The organism is Pirellulales bacterium, assembly GCA_033762255.1.
Classification (GTDB): Bacteria; Planctomycetota; Planctomycetia; order Pirellulales; family JALHPA01; genus JANRLT01.
The window spans coordinates 68,574-85,120 of record JANRLT010000021.1 but is presented as its reverse complement, the minus strand read 5'-3'; the positions used below and the strand labels follow the sequence as shown (position 1 = coordinate 85,120).

Annotated in this window: 9 protein-coding genes; 8 read left to right on the top strand and 1 reads right to left on the bottom strand. The window is 56.5% G+C overall.

The genetic code is table 11. The features are described 5' to 3' along the window. Position 1 precedes the first annotated feature (1 nt). The 5 genes from SFX18_05995 (at position 2) to SFX18_05975 (ending at position 11,723) form a co-directional block, all read left to right on the top strand. On the top strand, positions 2 to 1,612 hold the full coding sequence (locus tag SFX18_05995) for a glycine--tRNA ligase (GenBank protein ID MDX1962684.1): 1,611 nt from the start codon (positions 2 to 4) through the stop codon (positions 1,610 to 1,612). Positions 1,613 to 1,806: 194 nt separating this feature from the next. Further along, positions 1,807 to 3,114 carry a class II aldolase/adducin family protein gene (locus tag SFX18_05990; protein ID MDX1962683.1) on the top strand — a complete coding sequence of 436 codons (1,308 nt, stop codon included), beginning with the start codon at positions 1,807 to 1,809 and terminating at the stop codon, positions 3,112 to 3,114. A gap of 155 nt (positions 3,115 to 3,269) precedes the next feature. Continuing rightward, positions 3,270 to 4,466 (top strand): hypothetical protein, encoded by a 1,197-nt coding sequence (locus SFX18_05985; GenBank protein MDX1962682.1) that lies wholly within the window; start codon positions 3,270 to 3,272, stop codon positions 4,464 to 4,466. A gap of 454 nt (positions 4,467 to 4,920) precedes the next feature. After that, positions 4,921 to 6,162, top strand: coding sequence for a WD40 repeat domain-containing protein (locus SFX18_05980; protein ID MDX1962681.1), 1,242 nt, complete (start codon positions 4,921 to 4,923; stop codon positions 6,160 to 6,162). 152 nt (positions 6,163 to 6,314) lie between these two features. Beyond that, positions 6,315 to 11,723: an SdrD B-like domain-containing protein gene (locus SFX18_05975; GenBank protein MDX1962680.1), complete on the top strand. Its 5,409-nt coding sequence runs from the start codon at positions 6,315 to 6,317 to the stop codon at positions 11,721 to 11,723. Positions 11,724 to 11,774: 51 nt separating this feature from the next. On the opposite strand, the gene SFX18_05970 is transcribed toward SFX18_05975, so the two are convergent. Next, positions 11,775 to 13,376 carry a sigma 54-interacting transcriptional regulator gene (locus SFX18_05970; GenBank protein MDX1962679.1) on the bottom strand — a complete coding sequence of 534 codons (1,602 nt, stop codon included), beginning with the start codon at positions 13,374 to 13,376 and terminating at the stop codon, positions 11,775 to 11,777. A 194-nt stretch (positions 13,377 to 13,570) separates the two neighbouring features. On the opposite strand from SFX18_05970, the gene SFX18_05965 reads away from it, so the two are divergent. From SFX18_05965 to cysW, 3 genes are read left to right on the top strand one after another with little or no spacing between them, the layout of a single operon-like run. Further along, entirely contained in the window at positions 13,571 to 14,713 is a 1,143-nt protein-coding gene (locus tag SFX18_05965; GenBank protein ID MDX1962678.1) for a sulfate ABC transporter substrate-binding protein, read from the top strand. A gap of 21 nt (positions 14,714 to 14,734) precedes the next feature. After that, positions 14,735 to 15,574: a sulfate ABC transporter permease subunit CysT gene (cysT, locus tag SFX18_05960; protein MDX1962677.1), complete on the top strand. Its 840-nt coding sequence runs from the start codon at positions 14,735 to 14,737 to the stop codon at positions 15,572 to 15,574. Continuing rightward, positions 15,574 to 16,446, top strand: a complete 873-nt coding sequence (gene cysW / locus SFX18_05955; protein MDX1962676.1) for a sulfate ABC transporter permease subunit CysW — start codon at positions 15,574 to 15,576, stop codon at positions 16,444 to 16,446. The genes cysT and cysW overlap by 1 nt, the downstream gene beginning before the upstream one ends. Positions 16,447 to 16,547: the final 101 nt, after the last annotated feature.

The window sequence follows — 16,547 nt, the reverse complement described above, 5'->3', positions numbered from 1 at the left end:
CATGGACAAGCTGGTTTCGCTGTGCAAACGCCGGGGGTTTATCTTTCAATCCAGCGAAATCTATGGTGGCCTGAACGGATTTTGGGATTACGGCCCCTTGGGCGTGGAGCTCAAGCGAAACATTAAGGAAGCATGGTGGCGGGACATGGTTAGCGGCCATGACGAGTTGACCGCCCCCCCCGGCGCGCCCGAACCGTTTGACATGTGCGGCCTGGATTGTTCGATCATCATGCATCCGCAGGTTTGGAAGTGTTCGGGGCATTATGATCTGTTTCATGACTTTATGGTCGATTGCACAGAGTCTAAAAAGCGCTATCGCCACGACCATATCCGCGGGCGCTGGGTCCGTTATGCAGATAAGCGCATCTTTGTCACGACCATGGCCGAGCCGGAAAAAGAGGCCGAGGAATTGCAGCAAAAAGCCCTCAAATTTTTTAATCTGCGAAATAAAGACGCCGGCGAGTTGCAGTGGGAAGGGGATGTCGTGCGGTACTCTCAGTTGCAGGCCGCCAAGAGCGACGTCCTGGGCGTGGATGCCAAGACACTCGGCACCTTGACCGACCCGCGCGAATTTAACCTGATGTTCAAGACATTCATCGGCGCCCTGGGGGGTGAGGACGACGTGGCCTTTCTGCGTCCCGAAACCGCGCAAGGGATTTTCGTCAATTTTAAGAACGTGATTGATAGCTCGCGGGTGCGCGTGCCGGTGGGTATCGCGCAAATCGGCAAAAGCTTTCGCAACGAGATTACTCCGCGAAATTTTACATTTCGCTCGCGCGAGTTTGAGCAGATGGAGATCGAGTTTTTTTGCCATCCCAACTCCTCGCGCGAATGGTACCAATACTGGCGGGATCGCCGGTTTCAGTGGTATTTGGATTTGGGATTGTCGCCCGAGCGACTGCAAATGCGCGAGCATCACACGGATGAACTAAGCCATTATTCCTGCGGAACGGCGGACATTGAATACGCGTTTCCATTTTTGGCCCCGGGGGAATTTGGCGAGTTGGAGGGGATCGCCCATCGGGGAGACTTTGACCTGCGCAGCCACATGGAGGGGAAGCTCGATCCCAACTCTAAACCGGAATTAAAGGTCGAGCCAGGTCCCGACGGCAAGCCCAAACATCGCGGCAGCGGCAAGGACCTGAGCTATCGCGATGATCTGACGAATGAACGGTTCATACCGCATGTGATTGAACCATCCGCTGGGGCGGACCGCGGCACATTGGCGTTTTTATGCGAGGCCTATCACGAGGATCAGGCCCCGGACGAAAAAGGAGAAATGCAAACCCGCGTGGTGATGAAGTTTCATCCCCGCCTGGCTCCGATCAAAGCGGCGGTATTCCCCCTGGTCAAAAAAGACGGCATGCCGGAGATCGCGCAGGCCATCTATCGCGGGCTAAAAAAACAGATGGTCGCCTTTTATGACGAAAAGGGGGCGGTGGGCCGCCGCTATCGCCGCCAGGACGAAGCTGGCACGCCGTACTGCATCACGGTGGATGGCCAAACCCTCACGGATAACACCGTGACCATTCGCGACCGCGATTCCCTGGAACAATGGCGTGTCAAGGCCGACGACGTGGTTGACGAAATTCGCCGCCGGGTCAGCCAGTGAACCGCATCGAATCCGGCCACAGAATTGGTGGAGGTCGCCGGGATATTCACACAGCGAGATTCAATTAGGAGAGATGCGAAAGAGATGTAACCCGTTCCCCCAGTCTTCTCCGTGAAAAACTCTGTGCAGTTTGCGCCAGAGTGGCACACAGAATAGGCTACTTTGGATAAAGTCCCGGAATTTTTTGCTTCCCCATGCACGCAACCCAGTGGCTTCCCCCGTGCGATCAGCTTTTATCCGTCATGCAGCGGATTTACCAGTTTCGCATGACCACCACGTCGGGGGGAAATCTCTCTGTCGTGGATGATACGGGGCAGATCTGGATTACTCCCGCCCGGGTGGATAAAGGGAGCCTGCGGCGGACCGACATGGTTTGTGTGCGGCCCGGCGGCGAATCAATCGGTCTGCATCCGCCGTCGTCCGAATTGCCTTTTCATCAGGCGATCTACGCCGCGCGACCGGACTTGCGGGCAATTGTTCACGCCCATCCCACGTCCCTGGTCGCGTTTAGCATGACCCGCCAAACGCCGGACACGCGGTTGTTTCCCCAGGCGCATCAGGTCTGTGGCCAGCCTGGCTTTGCTCCGTATGGCTTGCCGGGGAGTCGGCAACTGGGCCAAAACATCGCGCACGCATTTATGACCGCGACCGCCGATCAGACGCTGCCTACTTGCGTCGTGTTAGAAAATCATGGCGTGGTCGTGGGTGGCAGTACCCTGGCGCAAGCGTTTGAACGATTTGAGGCGTTGGAGTTCGCGGCCAAGACGATCATTCAGGCCCGCCAACTGGGTACGATGCATCATTTAACGGCGACCCAACTGGCGGAGTCCGCGGCGCGACGAAGCGACTTTTGCCCGGCGAATTTTCCACCTCCCGGCGCGGAGGAGTTGGAATTGCGGCGGGAGTTGTGTGAATTTACGCGGCGCGGAGTGCGGCAACGACTGCTCATTAGCACGGAAGGGAGCTTTTCGGCGCGATTGGATGAAGAACGCTTTGTCATCACTCCTTCGCAGCGCGACCGATATGAGTTGCAGCCCGCGGATTTAGTGCTAGTGCGCGGAAACACCGCCGCGGCGGGACAATATCCCAGCCGCGCTAGCCGACTGCATCAAAGTATTTATCGCCAGCATGCGGAGGTGCGGGCCATCGTGCTGGCCCATCCCGTGCATGCGACGGCTTATTCGGTCACCCATGAAGCGCTAGATGCGCGGACCATCCCGGAAAGCTATATTTTTTTGCGGGATGTGCGGCGCATTGCCTATGGGCCGCACTTTGGAGCGGGGACCGCGGTGGCCGAAGTGGTTGGCCCTCAACAGCCCGCGGCGATTATCGACAATGATGGCGTTCTAGTGCTAGGCAAGAGTGTGTTGGATGCGTTTGACCGGCTGGAAGTCTTGGAAACCACCGCCGAGGCCCTGATTCATAGCCGCGCGCTGGGCCCGGTCACGGTCATGGGTGACACGGTGATCGAGGAATTGCGGCGGGTGTTTTTAGGTGGGTAAACAGATTCAACCGCCGGTTATCATCGTGAAACCCCATAGGGGTTTATGATATAGTGTGGTAATTGCTCGCTCAGGGTGCGCTGCGCGACCCTGGGCTATAGAGTGAAACCGCTTCGCGGTTAAATACGGCATTTCCCCAAACTCTGGTGGTAAGTATGAAATTCGCAAACTCGATAATAATCTTATTAACCACTCTCCCCATCTACTTTCCTGTCGCCACTGCCCAAACACCCCCGCCCGCCGTTAAACCGGAAGCTACTCCCCCCGCTCCCGCCTTACCCAAACCCAAATACCTGACCGGCTCCGCGCTGGAGCGCCAGCTTGCCCTGCCGGTTGATGGCAGTTGGGTGCGCATTCCCCTGCGGCAGGTATTGGCCCGTATCAGTGACGTTCACAAAATTTGCATTGTGCTCGACCGTCGGGTCGATCCCGAGCAGTTTGTAGAGTATACGGCAAATAGCGAACCGCTGGAGCTATTGTTAAAGAAACTGGCTTCCGCCAAAAAATTGGGCGTTTCCATTGGTGAAAGCGTCATCTACCTGGGCCCCCCCGATACAGCCGCCAAGCTTAACACGCTGGCGCTGTGGCAAACCGAGCGGCTCGCCACCATACCCGCGCCGCTACGCAAACCCTGGACAACCTCGCAAGCGTGGTCTTGGCCCGAGGCGACTGCTGTAGATAAGTTGCTCGCTCAAATCACCACCGCCGCGGGCGTCACCCCGACCAACCCCCGGGAACTGCCACACGATCTTTGGGCGGAAAAATCTTGGCCTCCTTTGACCACGATTCAACGGTCCACGCTGTTTTTAGCGCAGTTTGGCCTAACGTGGGAATGGTCCGCCGATGGCCGTTCGATCACGTTGATTCCCATTCCCGCGGAACTGGAAAAAATCCTTGTCAGCCGCCAATACACCTTTGCCGATCCCGCGCAATTACGCCAAAAGCTAGAGAAACTGGGCGTCAAGCGGGAGATGGAAATTGCTGGCAAAAAAATCACGCTGCGGGGGACCGCCGAGGAGCACCAGTTGCTACAAAACCTGCTGGCAAATAAACCCGCCAAGGTGACCAGCGTTGCGGAGGGTCAAAAGCGTTACACGTTGAAGCTAGAACTTCCCCTGGCCACGGCGATCGAGACACTTTTACCCCGTTTGGAATTAACCGCCAAGTTGGACAAGACGGCATTGCGTCAGGCGGGGATCAATTTGGACAAGCCGGTTAAGCTGGCGGTCAAGGAAGCGACTTTGGATGAGTTGCTAGCGGCTTTGGTGGCGGAAAGCGGCCTAGCATATAAAATCGATGGCCAGACCGTGGAGTTTTTACCGGCAAAACCAGCCGCCGCTGAAGCGGAATAAACGTAGTTTGGGCTTCGGCCCCAACCTCTCAGAGGTATGTTAGCTTTTATCTGGTTGTCGCAGTGGGTGAATCGGGCCGTTGGCCCTTCCATTTATTTCTTTCCATGTACCTAGGGCGACGCTGCGCTTGCCCTAGGCTGGGGGATAGGTCGGGCCTTTGGCCCGCAATGAATTAAACGCCTTTTTGCCCTCAATTGTTTTTGGCGATGAAAAAGCTGAGCACAACACGGGAAATTTGATAGTAAGTGGTACAGCTCGTCCTGCTGGCATACACAATCCCCCTAATCGTTAAACTTTCTCAAAATCCCATATTTCGACTACGGACTTTCCAGGCTCTAAGTCGATAACACTAGAGACCGCGCGTTGGCAGGCTGCCTGCGCGCACCTTTTTTGCCGCCCGGTTGCTAGCGGCAATTGCCCTAACCGGCTTTTCCCAGGATGGGAGTAGGCGATGATGTCACGGATGACTCGCGGAAATTTTCTGGGCCTCTGTGCCGCGGCATGTCTGGTGGCGGAGTGCGGCAGCGTCTGGTCCACCGTTCACGCGGATCAGGCATTACCCCAGGTCCTGCCCCGCCTGACGATCCAGCATCTGGCGGAACTTCCCGCCGACCGCGCGCCGGTGGTGACGGGTGTGGCGCTTTCCCCCGATCTGCAAACCTTGGCCACGGCTGGCGATGATCATATTGTCCGGTTGTGGAATCTGGCCGATGGGCAACTGCACCATACGTTAAAGTCGCATACCGATTGGGTGCGGGGCACGGTCTTTCACCCCGCTGGGCAAATCCTGGCCACCGCCGGGGACGACCGCCAAGTTCGCCTGTGGCAAGTAAACGATGGCCAACTGTTAAAAACATTGCCCGCGCATCCCCTGGCCATTCGTAGCGTGGGTTTTTGCCCTGCCGGAAATGAACTCGCCGCCGCCGGTTTTGCCCAGGATGTCCGCATTTATGATGTGACCACCGGCAACCTGAATCAGCAATTTGCCGCCGCTAGCGAGGATCTGCGGGCGGTGGCTTTTTCCCGCGATGGATCAACGTTGGCCGCCGGGGGTCGCGACGGACGCTTGCAATTGTGGCGGCTTTCTCCGCCATCTCCGGGGCCGGTGGTTATCGCCCACACGCGGCGTCTGCGGGCAATGGCATTTTCGCCTTCGGGGGCATATTTAGCCACCGCCGGCGACGATCAGCAACTGCAAATTTGGAACTTGGCCGCGGGAATGCAGGCCAACCCCCAACCGATAAAAATCACCATTCGCGGCAGTAAAATCATGGCCCTAGCCTGGTGCGGAGAAAAATCGCTCGCCGCTGGGGGGAGCGATAACCTGATCCATCTATTTGACACCGCCACCCAGAGTGAGCTGGCAATCCTGCGCGGACATACCGGCACGATTGCGGCCTTAGCCGCCGATGACGCGGGCCGTTTGCTGGTTTCCGGCAGTTTTGACACCACCGCGCGGGTGTGGAATATGGATCAAATCCTGGCTGGTTCCACCACCGCGCAGGTCTCACCCCGACCCGCAATCGTGGACCCGTTGGAAGCTCCCGCGGGGACAACAGGTGTCTTGCCGCCGGGCAATTCAAGTTTTCCGCCAGTGAATACCGGCGCCGGGGAAGGGGCTTTTCCCGAGGTTCCGGCGACTTCCCAGGGAAAAACACCGCCGCGCCAGTCGCGCTTGCCAAGTGCTTATAAATAAACCCCTGGCGGAAGAGATACGCTTGGTTTCCTTATCGCATTTCGATTGACCTAAAAAATCGCAATGGCATAGCTAAGAAACAATGGAACCGGTTCCCAGGATGGGCAACCCCAACAAATTCATCAAACATTGACGTGCACGGAGGTACGACGATGGGTATGCTACGCAAGGTACGTCATTGGGCCAGTCGCCTGAGCCTCTTTCGCGGTCCCGTGGCGGATCATGTCGAGCGCGCGGCGCAACTGCGAATTTGCGGCGTGGAAGAACTGGAATCCCGCCGGGCGATGGCGGTCGCTCCGCTGCATTTAGGCTCGGTTTATTACGAGGAAGCCTCCGGGGACGATTCTCGACCGGATATCCTGGAAGTCACCTTTACCGGCGGCGCGGCGGGGACCAAGCTTAATCGCGTTACCATCGACGGCGATAAGCTCCAGGATGGCGGCCTGACCCTCGGGGATATTTTTTATGACACGGCGCCTGGGGGCCATGGCGTGTTCAACTCTATCCCCTTGGCGATTGTCAGCACCACGGGTTTTTCCATTAGTAATGTCAGCGTCGCGGATGGATCCAGCTTAATCACGTTTGATCTGGTGGATTGGGACGCGGGCGAAAAACTGATCTTTAGCCTGGATGTGGATGAACAAGGGCTATTCAGCGCGACCGCCCTGGCGGAAGGGGGCGAGTTCGAAGGCTCTATCCTGACCGGCTATTTTACGAATCCCAACTACGAGGACATCACGGGCCAGGCGATTTACTATGACTATTTTGACACAAACTTTGCCAACGCCCGCGCACAGGCGGGTTCGACGCTAAATCTGCCGCCGGATGATTATATACCGCCGGACACAATCGACCGGATCGACCGTACCGCCGGGGCGGTGACAGTTCTTACCCAGGTTCCAAAACCGATTACCTTGTCGGGCGTGGTCTTTCATGACCGGGATCAATCCATCAGCCAGGGGACAGGCGAAGAGGGAATCGCGAATGTCAGCTTGACGTTAATGCAATGGAACGGCAGCCAGTATGTCAGTACGGGGCAAACGGCTGTCACCAACGCTAGCGGCGAATACAAATTTACCGGACTATTACCGGGAAAATATTGCGTGGTCGAAACCCAGCCCACCGGCTGGTTCAGCACCGGATCAAAAGTGGGCAGCGTGAATGGCTCGATCCGGGGGACGGTTATTACCGCCGATGAACTGTGCGAAATCACTCTGGATGGGGGTGAGGATGGCGTGCGCTACGACTTTGGCGAGGTCCTGCCCGTGCGGTTGGCCGGGCGGGTCTTTGCCGATCCCGAGGCCGATTGTGTCTTTGGGCCAAACGATTTGCCGCTGGCAAATGTTAAAGTCGAATTACTTAACCCCGTTGGATCGGTGCTGCAAACCGCCTTTACCAACGCGCAAGGCCAATACGAATTTACCGGCCTCCCCCCCGGCGTCTACAGCGTGCGGGAATACACGCCTGTGGGTTACTTTCAAGGGGGACAAACGGTTGGCACCGCGGGAGGCGTGGCGACCACGGATTTGATCACAGGAATCAATCTGGGCTCAGGCGCGGAGGGATTGAATTATGATTTCTGCGAATTGATTCCCGCACGGCTTAGCGGCCGCGTCTGGGCCGATCCCCAGGGGGATTGCGTTTATGGCCCCAACGATATCGCGCTGGGTGGCGTGACTGTGGAATTACTCAATTCCAGCGGAAAGGTCGTGGGGACCACCACGACCAATAGCCAGGGACAATATGAATTTGTCAACTTGGCACCCGGGGTGTATAGCGTGCGGGAAATCCAACCCGCGGGTTATTACCAAGGAGGGCAAATGGTCGGCAGTGCCGGAGGCACGGCCAGTACGGACCTCATCAGTCAGATTGTCCTGGGATCAAATGCCGACGCCATTCACTACGATTTTTGCGAGTTGCTGCCCGCCCGGCTGAGCGGTCGCGTCTGGGCCGATCCGCAGGGGGATTGTGTTTACACCACGAGTGATGTGCCACTGGCAAATGTGCGCGTCGATCTGCTCAATAGCGGCGGACAAATCGTCCAAACCACCTATACCGATAGCCAAGGGCGGTATTCCTTTACCGATTTAGCCCCCGGCATCTATGCCGTGCGCGAAACCCAACCCAGCGGCTACTATCACGGGGACCAAATGGTGGGCACCGCCGGTGGTCAGGTCACCGGTGCCGATAACATCGGCGGGATTGTCCTATTGGGCAATGGCGTCGGCGAAAATTACGATTTTTGCGAGTTGCTTCCCGCGAGTATTGCCGGTGGCGTCTGGGCGGATCCGCAGGGAGATTGCATTTTGACCACCGCCGATCAACGCCTGAGTGGCGTCACGATCGAATTGCTCAATTCCTCGGGCGAAGTTATCAACACGATCACGACCAACGCCCAAGGGGAATATAAGTTTGCAAATCTTGCTCCCGGCACTTACAGCGTGCGCGAGATCCAACCCGCTGGCTACTATCAAGGGGGCCAAAAACCAGGAAGTGCCGGCGGCAGCGTCCTAGGCCAGGACCACCTGGGCCAGATCGCGCTCGGTTCGGGGACCAATGCCATCGAGTACGATTTTTGCGAATTTTTGCCCGCTAGCATCGCTGGCAAGGTCTTTGCCGACCGTGATGGGGACTGCTTTCAAGATCCCGAGGATTTTGCCCTGTCCGGGGTGAAAATAGAGTTACTCAATGTCAGCGGCGCGGTTATTGCCACGACGTTTACCGATGCCGAAGGCAAGTACGAATTTTTGAATCTGGCCCCCAACCAACAATATGGAATTCGCGAGATCCAGCCCGCAGGCTACTTTCACGGGGGGGAAATGATCGGCACCGCCGGGGGTTTGATCCTGGGCGCGGACCATCTAGGAAAAATCAGCCTCTCGAGCGGTGAAAACGCGAAAAATTACGACTTCTGCGAAAAAATTCCCGTCGGTATTCGAGGCCGCGTGCATGGGGATCCCGAAGGGGATTGCATCATTGGGCCTAATGACATTTTGCTGGCGGGCGTGCGGATCGAGCTCTTGGACACCAGTGGCAACGTGATCCAATCGACCTTGACGAATGCCAACGGGGAATATTCGTTCGAAAATTTGCCCCCTGGCGTTTATTCCGTCCGCGAAATCCAGCCCGCGGGATATTTTCAAGGGGCCGCTACCCCCGGCAGCTTGGGTGGTGTGTCGCAAGGGACCGATTTGATCACGCAGATTGATCTAGGCTCTGGTGAATTGTCGGTCGAAAACAATTTTTGCGAATTACTCCCCGGCAGAATCGCGGGTCGCGTTTGGGCGGACCCACAAGATGATTGCTTTTTTGGGCCAAGTGATACCCCCCTTGGCGGCGTGGTGGTGCAACTACTGGATGCCAATGGCGCGGTCATTCGCACGACACTGACCAATGCCCAGGGTGAATACTCCTTCGATAATTTGGCTCCCGGCAGTTATGGTGTACGCGAACTGCAGCCGACCGGCTACTTTGATGGACAGGAAATGATCGGTTCGGCGGGGGGAAACATTACCGCTCAGGATACGATCCGGCAAATCACGATTGGTTCTGGCACCGCGGCCGTGCAATATGACTTTTGCGAACTGCTTCCCGCCAGTCTCGCCGGACGGGTCTGGGCTGATCCGGATGAGGATTGCGTGTATGACGAAGGGGATCAACCCCTCGCTGGAGTCACGATCGAATTGCTGGATAACTTTGGCGCGGTCCTACAAACCACGTTAACGAATACTAACGGCGAATATCACTTTGGCGGACTCGAACCGGGCAAACTGTATTCCATCCGTGAACGCCAGCCTAGCGGCTACTTCCAAGGGGGAACGCTTCCTGGCAGTTCCGGCGGCGTGGTCCTGCAAGACGACCTGATTGTAAGCATTGTTCTCGATTCCGCCGAACACGCGGTTAACTACGACTTTTGTGAACTTCCCTCCGCGGCGCTGTCGGGTTATGTGTTCCAGGATGGGCCTCCTATCGTGGTTTTGCCGGGTCAATCGCCCGATGTGTATGGTCGCCGCCCGGGTATCCGCGGCGCGGATAGCATCCCTATTCCCGGCGTTAAGTTGCTGCTAGGGGATAGCCGCGGAAACTCGATCCTGGATGCTTATGGCAACCCCCGGACCACTACCACCAACGCCCAGGGGTATTATGAATTTACGGGCCTGACGGGGGGGCAACTGTATACCGTGCGGCAGGTTCAACCGCAGGGTTTTTTGGACAATATTGACCGCGCGGGGACGACTTCGGGCTTGGCGATCAACCGCAGCGTGAACATTGCGCTGTTGCAATTTGAATTCGACGTGCCGCTGTCCAATTATGACTTTATCGCCCGGATCAATGTGCCGGTGGGCGTGACCTCGCGCGAGAACAATTTTAGCGAAGTGGTGGTGGAAACCATCCTGCCGCCGCCGGATATTTTACGCATACCCCCCCCGCCCACGTATCAGTTTACGGCCACTCCCGCGACTCCGCCGCAAAAGATTTTGCCCTTTATACCCGCGCCGGAAATCGCCCGTTTGTATATTGACGGGACGGGTGTCCGTGGCAAGACCTGGCATCTAAGCGTGATTGACGCGGGCCAACCCCGCACCGAGCGGGAAAAAGAGCCGGAAATCGCCTTTGCCAGTCAGCTCAATCTGCAAACATGGAACGGCGTGGAGATGAGCCGGACGCAATGGAGTCTGTACCGCCGCGACGGCCAAACCGTCGCCACGCCGATCTTTGGCAATGAAAACGCCATTCCCGTTCCCGGGGACTATAACGGCGATGGGCAAAGCGAGCTGGGCGTCTATATCCGCGGCGAATGGTTTATTGATCTGAACGCCAATGGCCGTTGGGACAAAGACGACCTCTGGGCGAAGCTGGGGACCGAAGAAGACCTGCCCGTGGTTGGAGACTGGGACGGCGACGGCAAGGACGACATTGGCATTTATGGGCCTGCCTGGCCCCGCGATCCCGAAGCGATCCTGCGCGAACCGGGTCTGCCGATTGCCCTGAATCCACCGACGGGCAAGGCCAAAAATATGCCTCCGTTACCGGATGAAGCACCGCTGGGCGAACGAACGCTCAAACGTTCGCTCACAGGCAAGCTGCGGGCGGACCTGATCGACCATGTCTTCCACTATGGCACCAATATCGATCATCCCGTCACGGGAGACTGGACCGGCCAGGGGTCGGATAGCATCGGCGTCTATAATAACGGCGAATGGCGGCTGGATGTCGATGGCGATGGCAAATTTAGCCCCATCGATCTAGCGGCCAGCTACGGAGCCAACGGCGATCAGCCGATTGTTGGCGACTGGGATGGGGATGGCGTCGACCAGTTGGGCGTATATCGCGGGGATCGCTTTATCCTCGACACCAATAATAATCGCGTGCTGGACGAGAGCGATGAAGTCGTGTCGATTAGCGTTCCGGCGGGAATGACAGCCGCGCAGTTCAGCCAGTCCGTCCAACCAGTCGCGGCTGATTGGGACGGCGACGGTCGGGACGAAGTCGGTCTGTATCACAGTCCGCGTCGAGTTGTTGGCCAGGGAACGCCAACTAGCGCGGCACCGGGACAGTAAGGGACAAAGTGAGGGCGATTCCGGTTGCTTGTATTGGTTGCACGCCGTCAATTAATTGATTTGCGGACTACGATAATCGCTCCATTTGAGTTTTAATTTTCGCATTTTAGCGCGTAAGGTGTGGGGATTGATATCCAGCAATTTTGCGGCACCATGCGGGCCTTCTATTTTGCCGCGGGTCGCTTGCAACGCGCGCTCGATATGGCTTCGCAGCGCTTGATCGAGCGTGGCAAAACCGCCGCCCGATTCGTAAGCCGTGGATAGGGAAGTTACGGGATTTGGTTCCCGTAGCTCTTTCAACGTCGACAATGATCGTGAACCGCCGGATGGGGTTGCCTCGTTTCCCAGGGCCTTGGCCACTTCCAGGGATTTGCCATCACCAAGAATCGCGGCGCGGTCGATGACCGCCCCTAATTCGCGAATGTTCCCTGGCCAAACGTACTGCCGCAGTATGTTAAGATCATGGGGGCTGGGTTCGACAAATGGCAAGCCAAACCGCTTGGCGGCCCGCTCCGCAAAGTGCCGCGCGAGCAGCGGGATATCCTCGCGGCGTTCCCGTAAAGGTGGCAGCAAAATCGGGAATACGGCAATTCGATACCACAAATCCTCTCGAAAGGTCCCCTCTTTGACCATTTCCGGCAAATCGCGATGTGTGGCCGCGATAATCCGCACATCCACCCGCAGCGGTTGTTGCCCTCCCACGCGTTCGATAAAGCCATCCTGCAACACCCGCAATAAACGCACTTGCGCAGGCAAGGGTAATTCCCCTATCTCATCTAAAAACAGTGTGCCTCCATCGGCTCGCTCAAACCAACCTTTTCGCGTATCAGCCGCTCCCGTAAAGCTGCCTCGTTCATGCCCAAATAACTGCGAGTCAATCAGTTCCGCGGGAATCGCTCCACAATTAACCCGAATAAACGGTGCGGAATGTCGTTTAGATCGGTTATGAATCGCGCGCGAAACCACTTCTTTACCGGTTCCAGTCTCGCCCAGGATCATGACCGGCACATCGGATTGCGAGACTAAATCAACACGTTCCATGACGTGCCGCAGACCCACCTCCGCCCCGACGATGGTTTCGCCAGTTTCCGTGCGGCCCAGGCGGGTCAAAAGTGAGCGGCGATCCGCCTCGGCGGCTTCCCGCAGGGTGGCAAGTTCATGCAAGCGTTGGTCGTTCTCTAACGCTGCGGAAAATGGCTCGAGCAAGCTACTGAAAATTTCCACTTGCTCCGGGGTCAATATCCCAAACGCAGCGCAGTGCAAACCCAAAATGCCGATTGGTCCTTCTGCCCCGACCAACGGCCCCACCAACAAATCTCCCTCGACTGGACCTGCCAATAGGGCGATATCTCCGGCGGCAATCCGTGATCGGTTTTGGAGTGGCTTACCATTTGCTGCCCAGGTTAACAAACGCTTGTAGCGGGTGGGTGAAATGGGTATGTCAGCAATTTCGCGCATGGAACTGCCGTCATGGCTGCCATAGGCCACTGTTTGGAGTGAATTGCCATTGGGTAAAAAGCGTCTGACAAACAGCAAATCCAAAGGGACCAGCGGTCGCAAGAGGCCGGCAATCGTGGCTGTCGAAGTGGCGATCTCGAGGTGGCGACAGACTTCGCGCCAGACGGACAATTGTAATAAAGTGACTTCATTCATGTAGTTATTGTAACGGAAAACTAGCAAATATCAAGGTGTATTTCTGTCATATTTAACGGTTATCTGGCATTTTTACTATTTTACGAGCGATAATTTACGTATATTCCCTATTTTGTTCATTTGATTGCTTGGCACGCATATTGCTTCAAAATAATTGTAAATTTGCAGTTTCCTGCCCTTATTCAGAGCAACGCATGAAAACTTGGACCAAGACCCAACCGATTGGCCGAATTCCGACTCAGGTTGATTTGTTCGCATTCTCGCTCTGTTGGGGTGTGCTGTTGTTTCTGGGGATCGCGGGTTGCACGGGTGGCGCTCCCTCGACGGAGCCTGGTCAAGCCGCGCCGGTGACTATTCTTAACGTTTCCTACGATCCCACTCGCGAATTCTACGAAGAGTTCAATTCGAATTTTGCGGATTATTGGGCCAAGAGCAAAGGCCAGACCGTCACCATCGAGCAGTCCCACGGCGGTTCCGGTAAACAAGCCCGGGCCGTGATCGATGGTTTACAGGCGGATGTGGTAACGCTGGCCTTGGCCCAGGACATCCAGGCGATTGCCGACAAAGGAATTATTAAAAGCGAATGGCAACAAGGTCTTTCAAAAAACAGCGCGCCTTACACCTCTACGATTGTATTTTTAGTGCGGAAGGGGAACCCTAAACAGATCAAGGATTGGGCGGATTTGATCAAGGGGGACGTGCAAGTCATTACCGCCAATCCGAAGACCGGCGGCGGAGCGCGCTGGAACTATCTTGCCGCCTGGGGGGCTGTTCTCAAACAAGAGTTGGGGGATTTAAAAAAACTGCACGACCCCGCCGCGGCGGAAGCCGTAAAGTCCGCTCAGGCCAAGGCACGCGATTACATGGTGCAATTGTACAAGCACGTCCCGGTGATGGATCCCGCTGCGCGGGCCGCGACCAATACGTTTGTGCAGCGGGAAATCGGCGATGTGCTGATTAGCTGGGAAAACGAGGCGTTTTTGGCGGTAAAGAATTTTGGCCCGGACAAATACGAGATTGTGGTTCCCGGCAGTAGCATTTTGGCCGAACCCCCCGTGGCGGTTGTTGATCAGGTGGTGGACAAGCGTGGCACGCGAGAAGTGGCAGAAGCATATTTGCGGCATTTGTATTCCCCCCAGGGACAGCAACTGGCGGCAAAGCACTTTTATCGCCCGGTGAATTTGGAGCAAATTTCCGCGGAGCAACGTGACGCGTTCGCAAAAGTGGAACTATTTACCATTGACGACGTGTTTGGGGGCTGGCCCAAGGCGCAAGCCGCGCACTTTAACGACGGTGGTGAATTTGACGGAATTCTTCAGGCCTCTCGCGGCGAATAACACCACATAGGAAATCGCGCCATGGGATGGCTGAGCAAAAAACACTCGATCTTGCCCGGTTTTGGCATCACGCTGGGGTACACGGTGTTGTACCTGAGTTTGATTGTGCTTTTGCCCCTGACCACGCTGGTCGTGAGGACATATTCCCTCACCTGGCCGGAGTTTTGGCAGACAGTCACCGATCCGCGTGTGCTGGCCTCGTTACGGTTAACCTTTGGCGGAGCGTTTTTTGCCGCCGCGGTTAACGCGGTCTTTGGCTTTGTGGTCAGTTGGGTCCTGGTGCGGTACGAGTTCTTTGGCCGGAAATTTTTGGACTCGCTGATTGATTTGCCGTTCGCCTTGCCCACGGCGGTCTCGGGATTGGCCCTGGCGACCATTTATAGTCCGACCGGTTGGCTGGGTCGGTACTGTTTTGCCTGGGGAATTCCCACGGCTTATTCCAGCCTGGGGGTCATGATCGCCATGACGTTTATTGGCCTCCCCTTTGTGGTGCGGACACTGCAACCAGCGATCGAAGAACTGGATGTCGAGACCGAGGAAGCCGCCGATAGTCTGGGTGCCAGTCGTTGGCAAAAGATGTGCAAAGTGACCCTCCCCGCGCTGCTTCCCGCGTGGCTGACGGGTTTTACCCTCGCTTTTGCCCGCGGATTGGGTGAATACGGGTCGGTGGTGTTTATCTCGGGCAATAAATTTATGGAGACGGAAATCGCGGCTTCGCTCATCCTGGAAAAGTTAGAGCAATACCAATATGCAAAGGCGACCGCCATCGCCCTCACCATGCTTGTCGCGTCGTTCGTATTATTGTTTTCCATCAATTTGTTGCAATGGTGGGCAGGCCGCCGTTTGCAGGGAGGGGCCTGATGTCCGCAAACCCCGTCCAGAACTTTAGTCGGCGAAATATTCCCCCACTGATCAAGTGGCCCCTGATCGTGGTGGCGGTGGGCTATTGCGTGCTCATGCTCATCCTGCCGTTGGCCGTTATTTTTTACGAGGCATTGGCCCAGGGGGTGCTGGCCTATTTCAAAAGCTTTCAGGATCCCGCCGGGCAAACGGCGATGCTGGTGACGGTGGTGACGACCCTGGTGGCGGTACCCCTGAATATGGTCTTTGGAATTGCCGCCGCCTGGGCGATTGCCAAGTTTGATTTTCCCGGTAAAAGCCTGCTTATCACGCTGATCGACCTGCCGTTTGGCATTTCGCCGATTATTTCGGGAATGCTCTTTGTCATGCTGTTTGGCAGCCAAAGTTGGCTGGGGCCGTGGTTGATGGAACGGGGCATCCAAATCATTTTTGCCTGGCCGGGGATTTTGCTAACGACAATTTTTGTAACGTTTCCTTATGTCGCGCGGGAATTGATACCCTTGATGCAAGAACAAGGGAGCGACGAAGAGCAGGCGGCGATCTCCCTAGGGGCCAATGGCTGGCAAACATTTTGGCGGATCACGCTGCCGAATATTCGCTGGGGTCTGCTGTACGGCGTGATTTTGTGCACGGCGCGGGCGCTGGGCGAATTTGGAGCGGTGGCGGTGGTCGCCGCCAACGTGCGGGGCAAAACCAACACCATCACGCTGCATATCGAAAATCTTTACAACGATTATAAGATTGTGGCCGCCTTTGCCATGGCGTCTGTTTTAGCGCTGGCGGGCATGGCGACCCTGGTCATTAAATCATGGATTGAACATAAGTTACGCCCACAACACTCTCCACTTGAGCTGAAGACAGCAGAGGCCTGAATATGCTGACACTGGTTACCACCTTGCCGCAATTCTCCTCCCGCGCCGCGCTGCTGGTCAACAGCCCCACGCGCTCGATCACGACCCCCCCCCGCGGCCAC

Bases quoted from the DNA above. Each gene is read 5' to 3' on its own strand.
- cysW (MDX1962676.1), top strand. From the start codon at position 15,574: ATGTCCGCAAACCCCGTCCAGAACTTTAGTCGGCGAAATATTCCCCCA.
- SFX18_05985 (MDX1962682.1), top strand. From the start codon at position 3,270: ATGAAATTCGCAAACTCGATAATAATCTTATTAACCACTCTCCCCATC.
- SFX18_05970 (MDX1962679.1), bottom strand. From the start codon at position 13,376: ATGAATGAAGTCACTTTATTACAATTGTCCGTCTGGCGCGAAGTCTGT.
- SFX18_05965 (MDX1962678.1), top strand. From the start codon at position 13,571: ATGAAAACTTGGACCAAGACCCAACCGATTGGCCGAATTCCGACTCAG.
- SFX18_05980 (MDX1962681.1), top strand. From the start codon at position 4,921: ATGTCACGGATGACTCGCGGAAATTTTCTGGGCCTCTGTGCCGCGGCA.
- cysT (MDX1962677.1), top strand. From the start codon at position 14,735: ATGGGATGGCTGAGCAAAAAACACTCGATCTTGCCCGGTTTTGGCATC.
- SFX18_05975 (MDX1962680.1), top strand. From the start codon at position 6,315: ATGGGTATGCTACGCAAGGTACGTCATTGGGCCAGTCGCCTGAGCCTC.
- SFX18_05995 (MDX1962684.1), top strand. From the start codon at position 2: ATGGACAAGCTGGTTTCGCTGTGCAAACGCCGGGGGTTTATCTTTCAA.
- SFX18_05990 (MDX1962683.1), top strand. From the start codon at position 1,807: ATGCACGCAACCCAGTGGCTTCCCCCGTGCGATCAGCTTTTATCCGTC.